Annotated in this window: 14 protein-coding genes; 10 read left to right on the plus strand and 4 right to left on the minus strand. The window is 39.1% G+C overall.

What is annotated here, in order from left to right; all coding sequences use genetic code 11:
* Window positions 1-108: 108 nt before the first annotated feature.
* From TZ91_RS02500 to ciaH, 3 genes are all read left to right on the plus strand, one after another.
* The gene (locus TZ91_RS02500) at window positions 109-2,655 is read left to right on the plus strand and encodes a M1 family metallopeptidase (RefSeq protein WP_033686698.1); all 2,547 of its coding nucleotides are present in this window, start codon (window positions 109-111) and stop codon (window positions 2,653-2,655) included.
* A 108-nt stretch (window positions 2,656-2,763) separates the two neighbouring features.
* Window positions 2,764-3,438 (plus strand): two-component system response regulator CiaR, encoded by a 675-nt coding sequence (gene ciaR / locus TZ91_RS02505; RefSeq protein ID WP_000590639.1) that lies wholly within the window; start codon window positions 2,764-2,766, stop codon window positions 3,436-3,438.
* Window positions 3,428-4,762, plus strand: coding sequence for a two-component system sensor histidine kinase CiaH (ciaH, locus tag TZ91_RS02510; RefSeq protein WP_045597028.1), 1,335 nt, complete (start codon window positions 3,428-3,430; stop codon window positions 4,760-4,762). The genes ciaR and ciaH overlap by 11 nt, the downstream gene beginning before the upstream one ends.
* Before the next feature lie 33 nt (window positions 4,763-4,795).
* On the opposite strand, the gene TZ91_RS02515 is transcribed toward ciaH, so the two are convergent.
* Window positions 4,796-5,083, minus strand: a complete 288-nt coding sequence (locus TZ91_RS02515) for a DUF3270 domain-containing protein (protein ID WP_004256528.1) — start codon at window positions 5,081-5,083, stop codon at window positions 4,796-4,798.
* A 139-nt stretch (window positions 5,084-5,222) separates the two neighbouring features.
* Between TZ91_RS02515 and TZ91_RS02520 the strand changes: the two genes are divergently transcribed.
* From TZ91_RS02520 to ezrA, 7 genes are all read left to right on the plus strand, one after another.
* Entirely contained in the window at window positions 5,223-6,152 is a 930-nt protein-coding gene (locus TZ91_RS02520; protein ID WP_033686695.1) for a peptidase U32 family protein, read from the plus strand.
* 198 nt (window positions 6,153-6,350) lie between these two features.
* The gene (locus TZ91_RS02525; RefSeq protein ID WP_033686694.1) at window positions 6,351-8,801 is read left to right on the plus strand and encodes a bifunctional DnaQ family exonuclease/ATP-dependent helicase; all 2,451 of its coding nucleotides are present in this window, start codon (window positions 6,351-6,353) and stop codon (window positions 8,799-8,801) included.
* 36 nt (window positions 8,802-8,837) lie between these two features.
* Window positions 8,838-10,061: an FtsW/RodA/SpoVE family cell cycle protein gene (locus tag TZ91_RS02530; RefSeq protein WP_045597030.1), complete on the plus strand. Its 1,224-nt coding sequence runs from the start codon at window positions 8,838-8,840 to the stop codon at window positions 10,059-10,061.
* Between the two features lie 10 nt (window positions 10,062-10,071).
* On the plus strand, window positions 10,072-10,626 hold the full coding sequence (locus tag TZ91_RS02535; protein WP_033686693.1) for a DJ-1 family glyoxalase III: 555 nt from the start codon (window positions 10,072-10,074) through the stop codon (window positions 10,624-10,626).
* A gap of 84 nt (window positions 10,627-10,710) precedes the next feature.
* On the plus strand, window positions 10,711-11,274 hold the full coding sequence (locus TZ91_RS02540) for an HAD family hydrolase (RefSeq protein ID WP_004239328.1): 564 nt from the start codon (window positions 10,711-10,713) through the stop codon (window positions 11,272-11,274).
* A gap of 14 nt (window positions 11,275-11,288) precedes the next feature.
* Entirely contained in the window at window positions 11,289-13,235 is a 1,947-nt protein-coding gene (gene gyrB, locus TZ91_RS02545; RefSeq protein ID WP_033686692.1) for a DNA topoisomerase (ATP-hydrolyzing) subunit B, read from the plus strand.
* A gap of 81 nt (window positions 13,236-13,316) precedes the next feature.
* On the plus strand, window positions 13,317-15,044 hold the full coding sequence (gene ezrA / locus TZ91_RS02550) for a septation ring formation regulator EzrA (protein WP_033686691.1): 1,728 nt from the start codon (window positions 13,317-13,319) through the stop codon (window positions 15,042-15,044).
* Window positions 15,045-15,091: 47 nt separating this feature from the next.
* Here ezrA and TZ91_RS02555 read toward each other — a convergent pair whose 3' ends face one another.
* The 3 genes from TZ91_RS02555 to TZ91_RS02565 all read right to left on the minus strand — a co-directional run bounded on the left by TZ91_RS02555 (window position 15,092) and on the right by TZ91_RS02565 (window position 16,670).
* Window positions 15,092-15,724: a GNAT family N-acetyltransferase gene (locus TZ91_RS02555; RefSeq protein WP_004256539.1), complete on the minus strand. Its 633-nt coding sequence runs from the start codon at window positions 15,722-15,724 to the stop codon at window positions 15,092-15,094.
* A 135-nt stretch (window positions 15,725-15,859) separates the two neighbouring features.
* Window positions 15,860-16,159 carry a DUF1827 family protein gene (locus tag TZ91_RS02560; RefSeq protein ID WP_000767189.1) on the minus strand — a complete coding sequence of 100 codons (300 nt, stop codon included), beginning with the start codon at window positions 16,157-16,159 and terminating at the stop codon, window positions 15,860-15,862.
* Window positions 16,160-16,217: 58 nt separating this feature from the next.
* Window positions 16,218-16,670: an NUDIX hydrolase gene (locus TZ91_RS02565; RefSeq protein ID WP_020902950.1), complete on the minus strand. Its 453-nt coding sequence runs from the start codon at window positions 16,668-16,670 to the stop codon at window positions 16,218-16,220.
* Between the last annotated feature and the right edge of the window lie 115 nt (window positions 16,671-16,785).

The raw sequence follows: 16,785 nt of genomic DNA on the forward strand, positions 1-16,785 counted from the left end.
GAAAGTTTTGGAAATCGCCGTCCAATCCTTTTTTCTTAAGCAAAACATGATATAATAAGTTTGTTTGAAGAAGAGCTCTAGCTCTTAAACTTAGAATAGGAGAAAACTATGCAAGCAGTTGAACATTTTATTAAGCAATTTGTTCCTGAACATTATGATTTATTTTTAGACTTGAGTCGTGAGACCAAGACGTTTTCAGGAAAGGTGACCATCACTAGTCAAGCACAGAGTGACCGTATTTCCCTTCATCAAAAAGACTTGGAAATCGCTTCTGTAGAAGTTTCAGGGGAAGCTCGCCCATTTACAGTTGACCATGACAATGAAGCCCTTCATATTGAACTTGCGGAAGCAGGTCAAGTTGAAGTGGTTATCACTTTCTCAGGAAAAATTACAGACAACATGACAGGGATTTACCCATCTTACTACACAGTTGATGGAGTCAAGAAGGAAGTCTTGTCTACTCAATTTGAGAGTCATTTTGCACGCGAAGCCTTCCCATGTGTGGATGAGCCAGAAGCCAAAGCAACTTTTGACCTCTCTTTACGTTTTGATCAAGCAGAAGGTGAATTGGCCTTGTCTAACATGCCAGAAATTGATATTGAAAACCGTAAGGAAACAGGTATCTGGAAGTTTGAAACAACACCTCGCATGTCTTCTTACTTGTTAGCCTTTGTTGCGGGTGATTTGCAAGGTGTGACGGCTAAAACTAAAAACGGTACCCTCGTAGGTATTTATTCAACCAAAGCACACCCACTATCTAACCTTGATTTCTCATTGGATATCGCTGTTCGCTCCATCGAGTTTTACGAAGATTACTATGGAGTTAAGTATCCGATCCCTCAATCTCTCCATATCGCCCTTCCTGACTTCTCAGCTGGAGCTATGGAAAACTGGGGTCTTGTGACCTACCGTGAAGTTTACTTGGTTGTGGATGAGAACTCTACCTTTGCCAGCCGTCAACAAGTTGCCCTTGTTGTGGCCCATGAATTGGCTCACCAGTGGTTTGGTAACCTTGTTACTATGAAATGGTGGGATGACCTTTGGCTCAATGAAAGCTTTGCTAACATGATGGAGTACGTCTGTGTGGATGCTATTGAACCAAGCTGGAATATCTTTGAAGATTTCCAAACAGGTGGTGTTCCGTCTGCCTTGAAACGTGATGCGACTGATGGTGTTCAGTCTGTTCACGTCGAAGTGAAACATCCAGATGAAATCAATACGCTCTTTGACGGAGCTATCGTCTATGCCAAAGGAAGTCGCCTCATGCACATGCTTCGTCGTTGGCTAGGTGATGCCGATTTTGCCAAAGGTTTGCATGCCTACTTTGAAAAACATCAATACAGCAATACAATTGGTCGTGACCTTTGGGATGCCCTTGGTCACGCGTCTGGACGTGATGTCGCAGCCTTTATGGATTCTTGGTTGGAACAACCTGGTTACCCAGTTCTTACTGTCAAAGTTGAAAATGATGTCTTGAAGATTTCACAAAAGCAATTCTTCATCGGTGAGTACGAAGACAAGAACCGTCTCTGGGTTGTGCCACTAAACAGCAACTGGAAAGGTTTACCTGATACACTCGAAACTGAAAGCATCGAAATCCCTGGCTACGCAGCTCTTCTTGCAGAAAACAAAACAGCACTTCGTCTCAACACAGAAAATACAGCCCACTACATTACAGACTATCAAGGAGACTTGTTAGATGCTGTTCTTGCTGACCTAGTTGAGCTTGATAACACAAGTAAATTGCAGATTGTTCAAGAACGTCGTCTGCTTGCTGAAGCAGGGCACATTTCTTATGCAGACTTGCTTCCAGTCCTTGATAAACTTGCTAAGGAAGAATCTTACCTTGTCGTTTCAGCTGTCTCTCAAGTAATTTCTGCCCTTGAGCGCTTTATCGATGAAGGTACAGAAGCTGAGAAAGCCTTTAACAGTCTGGTTGCTAAATTGGCTCGTCATAATTATGACCGTCTTGGTTTTGAAGCTAAAGACGGAGAATCATATGAGGATGAATTGGTTCGTCAGTTGGCTGTTTCTATGATGATTCGCTCAAATGATGCAGAAGCTAGTCAAGTCGCTAGCCAAATCTTCGCGGCTCACAAGGAGAATCTTGCAGGACTCCCAGCAGCAATTCGCTCACAAGTTCTGATCAATGAGATGAAACATCATGAGACTAAAGACTTGTTAGCACTTTATCTTGATACTTATACTCACGCAACAGATGCTGTCTTTAAACGTCAGTTGGCAGCTGCTCTTGCTTACAGTACAGATGCGGACAATATCCAAACCTTGATTATTTCTTGGAAGGACAAATTTGTGGTCAAACCACAAGACTTGTCTGCTTGGTACTTCCAGTTCTTAAGCCATCAAGCAACTCAGGAAACAGCATGGTCTTGGGCTCGTGAAAACTGGGCTTGGATTAAGGCAGCTCTTGGTGGAGATATGAGCTTTGATAGCTTTGTTATACTTCCTGCTCACGTATTTAAGACTCAGCAACGCTTGGCAGAGTACAAGGAATTCTTTGAGCCACAACTTTCTGACCTTGCTCTTAGCCGTAACATCGGTATGGGAATTAAGGAAATTGCAGCGCGTGTTGACTTGATTAACCGTGAAAAAGCTGCAGTGGAAGCAGTCGTTCTTCAATACGGAAATGCATAAATAAGCCTAAAATAAAAAGAAAACTCAGCTATCTCATGTAAAATGCAGAGAGTTGAGTTTTTTTTAAGGCAAATTTGGTATAATGGTTTTAATAAGGAGGAGTTTCTCATGATAAAAATCTTATTGGTTGAGGATGACCTAGGCCTGTCAAATTCAGTATTTGACTTTTTAGACGATTTTGCGGATGTCATGCAGGTATTTGATGGAGAAGAAGGTCTCTACGAAGCTGAAAGTGGCGTCTATGACTTGATTTTGCTCGATTTAATGTTACCTGAAAAAAATGGCTTCCAAGTCTTGAAAGAATTGCGTGAAAAGGGGATTACGACTCCAGTTCTGATCATGACCGCCAAGGAAAGTTTGGATGACAAGGGACATGGATTTGAACTGGGAGCGGATGATTATCTGACCAAACCTTTCTACCTAGAAGAACTCAAAATGCGGATTCAAGCCCTTCTCAAACGTTCAGGTAAATTTAATGAAAACACCTTGACTTATGGAAATATTGTGGTTAATTTGTCAACTAATACCGTTAAAGTCGAAGATACTCCTGTCGAATTGTTGGGGAAAGAGTTCGATTTATTAGTTTATTTCCTTCAAAATCAAAATGTTATTTTGCCTAAGACTCAGATTTTTGATCGTCTATGGGGATTTGATAGTGATACAACGATTTCGGTTGTCGAAGTCTATGTTTCAAAAGTCCGTAAGAAATTAAAAGGAACCACTTTTGCAGAGAATTTGCAAACCTTGCGCAGTGTTGGGTATATTTTAAAAGATGTTCAGTAAACTAAAAAAAACATGGTATGCGGATGACTTTAGTTATTTTATCCGTAACTTTGGTGTCTTCACTCTGATTTTTTCCACCATGACTCTGATTATTTTGCAGGTCATGCATTCGAGTCTCTATACTTCGGTGGATGATAAGCTTCATGGACTGAGTGAAAATCCTCAAGCAGTTATCCAGCTGGCAGTAAATAGGGCAACAGAAGAGATTAAAGACTTAGAGAATGCGGCTACAGATACTAGCAAGACTGAAGTAAAACCCAATGTCAGTTCCAATACCGAGGTTATTCTTTTTGATAAGAATTTTACCCAGCTTCTTTCTGGAAACCGATTTTTGGGATTGGATAAGATTAAGTTAGAGAAAAAAGAACTAGGACATATCTATCAGATTCAAGTTTTTAATAGCTATGGACAAGAAGAAATCTATCGCATGATTTTGATGGAAACCAATATCAGTTCGGTTTCAACCAATATCAAGTATGCAGCTGTCTTGATTAATACCAGTCAGTTGGAGCAAGCCAGTCAAAAGCATGAGCAATTGATTGTGATTGTGATGGCAAGTTTCTGGATTTTGTCTTTGCTTGCCAGTCTCTATCTAGCTAGAGTCAGTGTTCGTCCTCTGCTTGAGAGCATGCAGAAGCAACAGTCCTTTGTGGAAAATGCCAGTCATGAGTTACGAACTCCACTCGCAGTTTTGCAAAATCGCTTAGAGACCCTTTTCCGTAAGCCAGAAGCTACCATTATGGATGTGAGTGAAAGCATTGCATCGAGTTTGGAAGAAGTCCGAAATATGCGGTTTTTGACGACAAACTTGTTGAATTTAGCTCGGAGAGATGATGGGATTAAGCCGGAACTTGCAGAAGTTCCAACCAGTTTTTTCAATACGACTTTCACAAACTATGAGATGATTGCTTCTGAAAATGACCGTGTCTTCCGTTTTGAAAATCGCATCCATCGAACGATTGTCACAGATCAGCTTCTTTTGAAACAACTGATGACTATCCTATTTGATAATGCCATCAAATATACCGAAGAAGATGGTGAAATTGATTTTATGATTTCAGCGACTGATCGTAATCTGTATTTACTTGTTTCTGACAATGGAGTCGGTATTTCCGCAGAAGATAAGAAGAAAATATTTGACCGCTTTTATCGAGTGGACAAGGCTAGAACCCGCCAAAAAGGTGGTTTTGGTTTAGGATTATCCTTAGCCAAGCAAATTGTAGATGCCCTAAAAGGAACCATTACTGTTAAAGATAATAAACCAAAGGGAACAATCTTTGAAGTGAAGGTAGCCATCCACACACCATCTAAAAAGAAAAAATAAAAATATCGCTCCAGTTGGGGCGATATTTTGGATTTATCTTCTACGTTTTCGTTTGATAATAGACCGTTGAACTTTTAAAACAAGTAAGCTGGATCCGATTGCTGCAGCAAAGGCAAGAGCAGTTGATAATTTTAATGCTAAAAAGATAAAACTAAAGATAGCAATACAGATACAAAAAACAGCGATATTAACAAAAAATAGGATTTCCTTGAGATTGGCATCAGATTGTGCTTCAGGTGTATAATCTTGATAGCGAGGAACCTGCTGGCTTAATTCTTCTTGATAGTCTACCTCATAGGATTGTAATTTTCTTACGGGCATTATTCTCTCCTTAACAGTACATACCTATTTTATCATTTTTTCAGCAGAGAATTATTACAGAAAGGTTACAATAAGAATAAAGTCCCTTTTCATTTTTAAAGAATGGCTGATTTTCCAGAAATGTGGTATAATTTTTCTTATGGAAAAGATTATCATTACAGCAACTGCTGAAAGTATTGAACAAGTTAAACAACTGCTCGAAGCTGGCGTAGATCGTATCTATGTCGGTGAGAAAGATTTTGGCCTTCGTCTGCCAACAACCTTTAGTCATGACCAATTGCGTGAAATTGCTAAGTTGGTTCATGAAGCAGGTAAGGAATTGATCGTTGCAGTCAATGCCCTCATGCACCAAGATATGATGGATCGTATCAAGCCCTTCCTCGATTTCTTGGAAGAAATTAAGACAGATTACATTACAATTGGGGATGCAGGTGTCTTTTATGTGGTCAATCGCGATGGTTATTCCTTTAAAACCATCTACGATGCCTCAACTATGGTGACAAGCAGTCGTCAGATCAACTTCTGGGGACAAAAGGCTGGCGCATCTGAGGCTGTTTTGGCGCGTGAAATTCCATCAGCTGAACTTTTCAAAATGCCAGAGATTTTGGAAATTCCTGCTGAAGTTTTGGTTTACGGAGCTAGCGTTATTCACCATTCTAAACGTCCGCTCTTGCAAAATTACTATAACTTCACGCATATTGATGATGAAAAGACTCGCAATCGTGACCTTTTCTTGGCAGAGCCAAGTGACCCGGAGAGCCATTATTCCATTTTTGAAGACAATCATGGTACCCACATCTTTGCCAACAATGACCTTGATTTGATGACCAAATTGACAGAATTGGTGGAGCATGGTTTCACTCACTGGAAATTAGAAGGTCTCTATACACCTGGTCAGAACTTTGTTGAGATTGCAAAACTCTTTATCCAAGCGCGTAGCTTGATTCAAGAGGGTAACTTTAGCCATGACCAAGCTTTCTTGCTGGATGAAGAAGTTCGTAAACTTCACCCTAAAAACCGTTTCCTTGATACAGGATTCTATGATTACGATCCTGACATGGTTAAATAAAGTAAATGATTCGTTGAGAGAAGGAAGATGCAAACATTTCTTCTCTCAATTTTTCATATTCTCCAATATTTTCAAAGAATTAGTAGGATAGGATGCTCTATTTGATGGGATTTTTAAGACAAGTAGTGTTCTTGAGTTTGAAAATTATCCCATGTTTGCAGGTGCCAAATGGCCCTTTTTTTGGTATAATTTTTTATAATGAAAACGATTGGTAATCGCTATGTTGTGGTTGATTTAGAGGCAACTAGCACAGGTAGTAAGGCTAAAATTATTCAAGTGGGGATTGTTGTGATTGAGGACGGAAAAATCGTTGATCACTATACGACAGATGTCAATCCACATGAACCTTTGGATGCTCATATCAAAGAACTGACAGGATTGACAGACCAACGTCTGGCGCAAGCACCTGATTTTTCGCAAGTTGCTAGAAAAATCTTTGACTTGGTGGAGGACGGGATTTTTGTAGCCCATAATGTTCAGTTTGATGCCAATCTTTTGGCGGAAAATTTATTTTTTGAAGGCTATGAACTAAGAAATCCTCGTGTTGACACGGTCGAATTGGCTCAGGTCTTTTTCCCTAAACTGGAAAAATATAGTTTGCCGATATTGTGTCGAGAATTAGGAATTCCTCTAAAACACGCTCACACAGCCCTTTCAGATGCCCAAGCTACAGCGGAATTACTTCTTTTTTTACGAGAAAAGATGGCCCAGCTTCCTAAAGGACTCTTGGAACGCTTGCTGGAAATGGCTGACGCTCTCTTATATGAGTCCTACCTGGTTATTGAGGAAATTTATCGCAACCAATCTATCCTTAGTTCTCCAGACTTGGTCGAAGTTCAAGGACTGTATTTCAAGAAAACTGGAGCTCCCCTGGAGCCACGAAAACTATCCCAAGATTTTTCTAAAAATATTTCTCTGTTGAATCTTGAAGTGAGGGAGGAGCAAGAAAATTTTGCTAAAGAGGTTGGCTTGCTATTGAAAGATGAGCCTGTCTCTCTGATTCAAGCACCGACAGGGATTGGGAAAACCTATGGCTATCTCTTACCTGCGTTGTCCCAAGTGGAAAATCGTCAGATTGTCCTTAGCGTTCCGACAAAGATTCTTCAAAATCAAATCATGGAAGAAGAAGGTAAACGTCTCAAGGAAGTGTTCCATATAGATATTCATAGTTTAAAGGGACCACACAATTATCTGAAGTTGGATGCCTTTTATCGTTCCTTGCAGGAAAATGATGAAAATCGCTTATTTAGACGCTTTAAAATGCAACTCTTGGTCTGGCTGACAGAGACAGAGACAGGAGATTTGGATGAAATTGGGCAACTTTACCGTTACCAACATTTTCTAGCAGACCTTCGTCATGACGGGAATTTATCATCTCAAAGCTTATTTGTGACGGAAGATTTCTGGAAACGTAGTCAAGAAAGGGCACAAACCTGTAAATTATTAGTGACCAATCATGCCTATCTTGTAACCAGATTGGAAGATAATCCTGAATTTGTCATCGACAGTTTATTGATTATTGATGAAGTTCAAAAGATCTTGTTGGCTCTAGAAAATCTGCTTCAAGTGACTCACGATATCCAGTCTATTATCGATTTGCTTGATAAGGCTTTACTGGAGGAGCAAAATAAGGTCCAGCAACGAATACTAGAAAGTATTCGCTTTGAGTGCCTCTACTTGATTGAACAATTTCAGTCTGGAAAATCTAAGAAAAATATATTAGATTCTCTGGTCAATCTCCATCAATATTTTTCAGAATTAGAGGTAGAAGGTTTTGAGGAGTTGGTTCGCTATTTTACAGCTGACCGAGATTACTGGCTTGAAGCAATTGAAACGAGTCAAAAGAAAATTCAAATTTCTTCTACAAAATCAGGCCGTATTCTTCTATCTTCTTTAGTGCCTGATTCATGTCAAGTCTTGGGAGTGTCGGCTACTCTTGAGATTAGTCAGAGAGTTTCTTTGGCAGACCTGTTAGGCTATCCCGAAGCTAAATTTGTTAAGATTGAAGCTGGTAAAAAACAGGATCAAGAAGTGGTCTTGGTCAAAGATTTTCCCCTGGTAACAGAAACCTCCTTAGAAGTCTACGCCAAAGAGGTAGCTAATTTGCTGATGGATGTTCAAGCTTTCCAACAACCGATTTTAGTTCTCTTTACTTCTAAAGACATGCTTCTAGCAGTATCGGATTTACTTCCAGTTAGTCATTTGGCTCAGTATAAAAATGGGGATGTTCATCAGCTTAAGAAACGTTTTGAAAAAGGTGAACAACAAATCCTGCTTGGTGCAGCAAGTTTCTGGGAGGGAGTTGATTTTTCAAGTCATCCTTTTGTGATTCAAGTTGTACCAAGACTTCCTTTCCAAAATCCTCAAGAGCCCTTGACGAAAAAGATCAATCAGGAACTGAATCAAGAAGGGAAAAATGCCTTTTATGATTATCAATTGCCAATGGCCATTATTCGTTTAAAACAGGCTTTAGGAAGAAGTATGAGACGCGAACACCAACGTTCCTTAACCCTCATTCTGGATAGGAGAATTGTCGGAAAACGATATGGCAAGCAAATAGTGACTTCTCTAGCAAAAGAAGCGACTGTTAAAACCGTCTCTCAATCCGAAGTTGATGAGGCTATTGATAAATTTTTAAATGAACTTTGATAAATAGTATTGTATGAAAGTATAAGGTTAGTATATATGAAACGTTCTCTCGACTCTAGAGTCGATTATAGTTTGCTCTTGCCAGTATTTTTTCTACTGGTTATTGGCGTGGTGGCTATTTATATAGCCGTTAGTCATGATTATCCAAATAATATTCTGCCCATTTTAGGGCAGCAGGTCGCCTGGATTGCCTTGGGGCTTGTGATTGGTTTTATCGTCATGCTCTTTAATACAGAATTTCTTTGGAAAGTGACCCCCTTTCTATATATTTTAGGCTTGGGACTTATGGTTTTACCTATCGTCTTTTATAATCCAAGCTTAGTTGCATCAACGGGTGCCAAAAACTGGGTATCGGTAAATGGTGTTACCTTGTTCCAGCCGTCAGAGTTTATGAAGATATCCTATATCCTCATGTTGGCTCGTGTGATTGTCCAGTTTACCAAAAAACATAAGGAATGGAGACGTACAGTTCCGCTGGACTTCTTGTTGATTTTCTGGATGATTCTCTTTACCATTCCAGTCCTAGTTCTTTTGGCACTTCAAAGTGACTTGGGGACGGCTTTGGTTTTTGTAGCCATTTTCTCAGGAATCGTCTTGCTATCAGGAGTTTCTTGGAAAATTATTATCCCAGTTTTTGTGACTGCTGTAACAGGAATTGCTGCTTTCTTAGCTATTTTTATCAGCAAGGACGGTCGGGCTTTTCTCCATCAACTGGGAATGCCGACCTACCAAATCAACCGTATTTTGGCTTGGCTCAATCCTTTTGACTTTGCCCAAACAACCACTTACCAGCAGGCTCAAGGACAAATTGCCATTGGGAGCGGTGGCTTATTTGGTCAGGGGTTTAATGCTTCGAATCTGCTTATTCCAGTTCGTGAGTCTGATATGATTTTTACGGTCATTGCAGAAGATTTTGGCTTTATTGGCTCTGTCCTTGTTATTGCCCTTTATCTCATGCTGATTTACCGTATGTTGAAGATTACTCTTAGATCAAATAACCAGTTCTATACCTATATTTCCACAGGTTTGATTATGATGTTGCTCTTCCATATCTTTGAGAATATCGGTGCCGTGACAGGTTTGCTTCCTTTGACTGGGATTCCCTTGCCTTTTATTTCGCAAGGAGGATCGGCTATTATCAGTAACTTGATTGGTATTGGCTTGCTTTTATCTATGAGTTACCAGACTAATCTAGCTGAAGAAAAGAGCGGAAAAGTTCCATTCAAACGGAAAAAGGTTGTATTAAAACGAATCAAATAAGGAGAAAATCATGGTTAAAGTAGCAGTTATGTTAGCTCAGGGCTTTGAAGAAATTGAAGCTTTGACAGTTGTGGATGTTTTGCGTCGTGCCAATATTACTTGTGATATGGTAGGATTTGAAGAGCAAGTAACAGGTTCACATGCAATCCAAGTAAGAGCAGATCGTGTCTTTGATGACGATTTATCAGACTATGATATGATTGTTCTTCCTGGAGGTATGCCTGGTTCTGCACATTTGCGGGACAATCAGGCCTTGATTCAAGAGTTGCAAAGCTTTGAACGAGAAGGGAAGAAACTGGCAGCCATTTGTGCGGCGCCAATTGCCCTCAATCAAGCAGGGCTATTGAAAAACAAGCAGTACACTTGCTATGATGGCGTTCAAGAGCAAATCTTTGATGGTCAATATGTAAAGGAAACAGTAGTGGTAGATGGTCATTTGATAACCAGTCGAGGCCCCTCAACAGCCCTTGCCTTTGCCTACGAGTTGGTGGAGCAATTAGGAGGAGACGCAGAGACTTTACGAACAGGAATGCTCTATCGAGATGTCTTTGGTAAAAATCAGTAAAACGGGAGTCAAACTCTCGTTTTTTATGTGGAAAACTCAGGGAAATCATCGCTTTTTTCATAAAAAAATGCTATAATGAAGGGTATGAAATATCACGATTATATCTGGGATTTAGGTGGAACTTTACTGGATAATTACGAAACTTCAACAGCTGCATTTGTTGAAACATTGGCATTGTATGGCATCACACAAGACCATGACAGTGTCTATCAGGCTTTAAAGGTTTCTACTGATTTTGCGATTGAGACATTCGCTCCCAACTTAGAGAATTTTTTAGAAAAATATAAGGAAAATGAAGCCAGAGAGCTTGAACATCCGATTTTGTTTGATGGAGTTTCTGATTTATTGAAAGATATCTCCAATCAAGGTGGCCGTCATTTTTTGGTTTCTCATCGAAATGATCAGGTCTTGGAAATTTTAGAAAAAACCTCTATAGCAGCTTATTTTACAGAAGTGGTGACTTCTAACTCAGGCTTTAAGAGAAAACCAGATCCTGAATCCATGATTTATTTAAGAGAAAAATATCAAATTAGTTCAGGCCTTGTCATTGGTGATCGACCGATTGATATCGAAGCCGGGCAAGCTGCAGGACTAGCTACCCACTTGTTTACCAGTATCGTGAATTTAAGACAAGTATTAGACATGTAAGAAAAAGGAATAAGATGACAGAAGAAATCAAAAATCTGCAGGCACAAGATTATGATGCCAGTCAAATTCAAGTTTTAGAGGGCTTAGAGGCTGTTCGTATGCGTCCAGGGATGTATATCGGGTCAACTTCAAAAGAAGGTCTTCACCATCTAGTCTGGGAAATTGTTGATAACTCAATTGACGAGGCCTTGGCAGGATTTGCTAGCCATATTCAAGTCTTTATTGAGCCAGATAATTCGATTACAGTTGTTGATGATGGACGTGGTATCCCAGTCGATATTCAGGAAAAAACAGGTCGACCTGCCGTTGAGACTGTCTTTACTGTTCTTCATGCTGGAGGAAAGTTTGGCGGTGGCGGATATAAGGTCTCAGGTGGTCTTCACGGAGTGGGGTCCTCAGTTGTTAACGCCCTTTCAACTCAATTAGACGTTCATGTCCACAAAAATGGTAAAATTCATTACCAAGAATACCGTCGTGGTCATGTTGTCGCAGACCTTGAGGTGGTTGGAGATACGGATAAAACGGGAACAACAGTTCACTTTACACCGGATCCAGAAATTTTCACTGAAACAACAACTTTTGATTTTGATAAATTAAATAAACGGATTCAAGAGTTGGCCTTTCTAAATCGTGGTCTTCAAATCTCCATCACAGATAAGCGTGAGGGGCTAGAACAAACTAAGCATTACCACTATGAAGGTGGGATTGCTAGCTACGTTGAATATATCAACGAGAACAAGGATGTTATCTTTGATACACCAATTTACACAGATGGTGAAATGGATGATATCACGGTTGAAGTAGCCATGCAGTACACAACGGGTTACCATGAAAATGTCATGAGTTTCGCCAATAATATTCATACCCATGAAGGTGGAACGCATGAACAAGGTTTCCGTACAGCCTTGACACGTGTTATCAACGATTATGCTCGTAAAATTAAGTTACTGAAAGACAATGAAGACAACCTAACAGGGGAAGATGTTCGTGAAGGATTAACTGCTGTTATCTCAGTTAAACACCCAAATCCACAGTTTGAAGGACAAACCAAGACCAAATTGGGAAATAGCGAAGTGGTCAAGATTACCAATCGCCTCTTCAGTGATGCCTTTTCTGATTTCCTTATGGAAAATCCTCAAATTGCAAAACGCATTGTAGAAAAAGGAATTCTGGCTGCTAAGGCTCGCGTGGCTGCCAAGCGTGCGCGTGAAGTCACTCGTAAAAAATCTGGTTTGGAAATTTCTAACCTTCCAGGGAAACTAGCAGACTGTTCTTCTAACAATCCTGCAGAAACAGAACTCTTCATCGTCGAAGGAGACTCAGCTGGTGGATCAGCAAAATCTGGTCGTAACCGTGAATTTCAGGCAATTCTTCCAATCCGCGGTAAGATTTTGAACGTTGAAAAGGCAAGTATGGATAAGATTCTTGCTAACGAAGAAATTCGTAGTCTTTTCACAGCGATGGGAACAGGATTTGGTGCAGAATTTGATGTTTCAAAAGCTCGTTACCAAAAACTCGTTTTGATGACCGATGCCGATGTCGATGGTGCTCATATTCGTACCCTTCTTTTAACCTTGATTTATCGTTATATGAAACCAATTCTAGAAGCTGGTTATGTTTATATCGCCCAACCTCCAATTTATGGTGTCAAGGTTGGAAGCGAGATTAAAGAATATATCCAGCCAGGAGCAGACCAAGAAATTAAACTCCAAGAAGCCTTAGCCCGCCACAGTGAAGGTCGTACCAAACCAACTATTCAGAGGTATAAAGGTCTGGGTGAAATGGACGATCATCAGTTATGGGAAACAACAATGGATCCCGAGCATCGCTTGATGGCCAGAGTTTCTGTAGATGACGCAGCTGAGGCAGATAAAATCTTTGATATGTTGATGGGGGATCGAGTAGAGCCTCGTCGTGAATTTATCGAAGAAAATGCCGTCTATAGTACACTTGATGTCTAAAAAATCGGGAGAAGTAGTTCCCTTGGTCTAAAAAATATGATATAATCATTACGATTGTTTCAAGTTAAAAAGGAGTTTAATATGTCTGGTAGTCTAGTAGTATATCTTATAATTGCAATTGCAATTATATTGCTGATTTCATATGCTATAGCAATTTATGTACGGAAACGCAATGAAAGTAAATTAGCAATTTTAGAAGAGAAAAAAGAAGAGCTGTACAATCTTCCAGTTAATGATGAAGTTGAAGCTGTAAAAAATATGCACTTGATTGGACAAAGTCAAGTGACTTTCCGTGAATGGAACCAAAAATGGGTTGACCTATCTCTTAACTCTTTTGCCGATATCGAAAATAATCTTTTCGAGGCAGAAGGTTATAACAATTCATTCCGTTTTTTTAAGGCTAGTCATCAAATTGACCAAATCGAGAGCCAAATTACCTTGATTGAAGAAGATATTGCGGCAATTCGCAATGCCTTGGCAGATTTGGAGAAACAAGAATCTAAAAACAGCGGTCGTGTTCTTCATACCTTGGACTTGTTTGAAGAGTTGCAACACCGAGTGGCTGATCATTCTGAAGAATATGGCCAAGGTTTATCTGAAATCGAAAAACAATTGGAAAATATCCAATCAGAGTTTTCTCAGTTTGTTACTTTGAACACTTCAGGTGACCCAGTAGAAGCTGCTGTGATTTTGGATAATGCTGAAAATCATATCTTGGCTTTGAGTCACATTGTTGACCGCCTGCCAGCGATTGTAAAAACATTATCTAAAGAGCTACCTGATCAATTGGAAGATTTGGAGGATGGTTACCGTAAGCTTTTAGATGCTAACTATCATTTTGCTGAAACGGATATTGAATCTCGCTTCCAATTGCTTTATGAATCTTTGAAGAAAAACCACGAAAATATTGCACAATTAGAGTTGGATAATGCTGAGTATGAAAATACTCAAGTTCAAGAAGAAATCAATTCACTCTATGATATCTTTACACGAGAAATCGCTGCTCAAAAAGTAGTAGAAGGCTTAGTTGCAACTCTTCCTACATATTTGAAACACATGAAAGATAGTAATGCTGTTTTAGTGGAAGATATTCAACGATTGAGTAACAATTACCTACTATCTGAAACGGATGTTAGTCATGTTCATAGATTACAAGCTGAGTTAGAATCTTTAGAAGAATCTGTATTGGAACTAACTTCTGAACAAGAGGAACATTCTGAACCTTATTCATTCCTTGAAGAACGTTTGGAAAACTTACAAGCTACTTTGAAGGAAATTGAAGATGAACAAGTTGAGGTTAGTCAACGTCTTGCTCAGATTGAAAAAGATGATATCAATGCTCGCCAGAAGGCAAATGTTTATGTTAATCGTCTTCACACAATTAAGAGATATATGGAAAAACGCAATCTTCCAGGTATTCCTCAGAATTTCTTACAGTTGTTCTTTACAGCAAGTAACCATACTGAAGAGTTGATGGCTGAACTAGAAGAAGCTCGGGTCAATATCGAAGCTGTGAACCGTATGCTTGAAATTACAACCAATGATATGGAAGCACTTGAAGAAGAAACATATAATATTGTTCAATATGCAACGTTGACAGAACAATTGCTACAGTATTCGAACCGTTATCGCTCATTTGATGAACGAATTCAAGAAGCTTTTAATGAATCATTAGAAATTTTTGAAAAAGAATTTGATTATCATGCTTCATTTGATAAGATTTCGCAAGCTTTGGAAGTTGCAGAACCAGGTGTAACCAACCGTTTTGTCACTTCATACGAAAAAACACGTGAGACGATTCGTTTCTAACATAATAAAAAAGATTTGGTTCTGTGATAAGCAGCACCAAATTTTTTTTATTTATTTATAGTTTTTAAAAATGCCCAGTTACCAATTGATTTTGACCCATATTCTAAGTCCATATGGTCCAGTAATACATAATCGTTTTTTTCGTAGAATGAGGTATTTCTAGCTGTACTAGTTATGAGTCCCAAGTGTTTACAGCCTTTTGATTTGACATAAGGTTCAATCCCTTGTGTCAGAAAAGTACTGCCTATTCCCCGCCCCTTACTTTCTATATTGACAGCTAAAGCCATCAAATACCAATCAAACTCCCCTGATTGTTCTAAATGCTTTTTGGAACGTTTTACAAAGTCAAAGTATTTAAGGAGATTTTGTGGTCGAATGTAGCGAAAAATGTTTGTTCCTCCATTTCGTAGATAGGATAGTATACAGAAATCTTTTTGTTGCAAAAGGGCGACTGCAAGTAAGTCTCCATCCTGTTCCGCAATTAAACAGTTTCCCTTCTTAATATAGACTCTAGTAAGCAGAATTTGCAACGTTTCTACAAAAGCAGGATAGGAGTCAGGTTTCTTCAAATCATCAGTTATAATCGTTAAAAAGGGATAGTCAAGAAAGGAATTGGCTAATAATTTTCCAATTTTTTCGCTTTCTTCAATTCTTGCCTCTCTATATATGATGTCTCCCATGTTTGTCTCCTTAATTATCTACAAAATCTTGTATGATAAGATTTTATAGATAAAAAATTGGAGATGATTTAAAAAGCTAAATAAACCTAATTTTGTTCCATAAGGTTCAAAGCACTTTCTAATCTCTCCAAGATTTTATTTGGTTGGAATCGAAATTCCAATTAATTTTTCTGAATAGAGGGTTTTGATATTGGCCTCATCAATAGAGTCCTTATCAATTTTACGTTTCAAGAAAAATTCTTGAATAGCTTCGATTTCAGGTTCTCGAATAGCGCGGTGTTTGTTTGAGATGAGGATTTCATAGTGAAGCGGAGCTTGGGTAAAAATAACATCGGTATTCCCTGCAGAATAGACCTCAACAAGGGTTGCGTCTGTACTTTCTAGCTGGCTTTTAACAAGTTGCGAGTGTGAGTTTGTCGTATTGATTAGCTTCATAACATTTCCTCCGATTTTCTAATTCTATTATAGCACTTTTTGAATAAAGTGGCTGGATTTAGTCAATCTTATGCTGTTTTTTCCATGATTGGATTGCCCATTTATGGCTACCACGTTTGAGATTTTCAATAGCTTCATCAATAGGGAACCAGGCAATATGATTAAAGTCTTCTAGTGGCTTTTGCACTTCTTTGAAAGAAGTTGCTTCATAGAGGTAGGCAGGATTGTAGTAGTAGGTGTCACGATGACGAGAGTAGAAATATTCGTCAGCTTGTCCGTAATAGGCACCAATTTCAGCTGTGAAGCCAAGCTCTTCAATCAATTCACGTTTTAGGGCTTCTTGATGATTTTCACCTGCTTCAATTTCACCACCAGGTAAGAACCAAGCGCCATTAGGTGCTTGAACAAGAACAATTTGTTTTTGTTCAGCATCAGGGATAACTGCATATACGCCATAGCGTGACACATAGTCTGTATTTGCTTTCTTTTCTCCGAAAGTTGGGTTTGCCATTGCATTTTCCTCATTATCTAGTATCGTTATTATTATCATAATGGACAAAGGGCAAGCTGTCAAGAAGAAACCAACGAACTTGTGAAGAAAATCTACTTTAACTTTATCGATATTT

The sequence above is a fragment of the Streptococcus mitis genome, from assembly GCF_000960025.1.
GTDB lineage: Bacteria > Bacillota > Bacilli > Lactobacillales > Streptococcaceae > Streptococcus > Streptococcus mitis_DH.

Coding starts and splice junctions, on each gene's coding strand:
- TZ91_RS02500 (WP_033686698.1), top strand. CDS start 109: ATGCAAGCAGTTGAACATTTTATTAAGCAATTTGTTCCTGAACATTAT.
- ciaR (WP_000590639.1), top strand. CDS start 2,764: ATGATAAAAATCTTATTGGTTGAGGATGACCTAGGCCTGTCAAATTCA.
- ciaH (WP_045597028.1), top strand. CDS start 3,428: ATGTTCAGTAAACTAAAAAAAACATGGTATGCGGATGACTTTAGTTAT.
- TZ91_RS02515 (WP_004256528.1), bottom strand. CDS start 5,083: ATGCCCGTAAGAAAATTACAATCCTATGAGGTAGACTATCAAGAAGAA.
- TZ91_RS02520 (WP_033686695.1), top strand. CDS start 5,223: ATGGAAAAGATTATCATTACAGCAACTGCTGAAAGTATTGAACAAGTT.
- TZ91_RS02525 (WP_033686694.1), top strand. CDS start 6,351: ATGAAAACGATTGGTAATCGCTATGTTGTGGTTGATTTAGAGGCAACT.
- TZ91_RS02530 (WP_045597030.1), top strand. CDS start 8,838: ATGAAACGTTCTCTCGACTCTAGAGTCGATTATAGTTTGCTCTTGCCA.
- TZ91_RS02535 (WP_033686693.1), top strand. CDS start 10,072: ATGGTTAAAGTAGCAGTTATGTTAGCTCAGGGCTTTGAAGAAATTGAA.
- TZ91_RS02540 (WP_004239328.1), top strand. CDS start 10,711: ATGAAATATCACGATTATATCTGGGATTTAGGTGGAACTTTACTGGAT.
- gyrB (WP_033686692.1), top strand. CDS start 11,289: ATGACAGAAGAAATCAAAAATCTGCAGGCACAAGATTATGATGCCAGT.
- ezrA (WP_033686691.1), top strand. CDS start 13,317: ATGTCTGGTAGTCTAGTAGTATATCTTATAATTGCAATTGCAATTATA.
- TZ91_RS02555 (WP_004256539.1), bottom strand. CDS start 15,724: ATGGGAGACATCATATATAGAGAGGCAAGAATTGAAGAAAGCGAAAAA.
- TZ91_RS02560 (WP_000767189.1), bottom strand. CDS start 16,159: ATGAAGCTAATCAATACGACAAACTCACACTCGCAACTTGTTAAAAGC.
- TZ91_RS02565 (WP_020902950.1), bottom strand. CDS start 16,670: ATGGCAAACCCAACTTTCGGAGAAAAGAAAGCAAATACAGACTATGTG.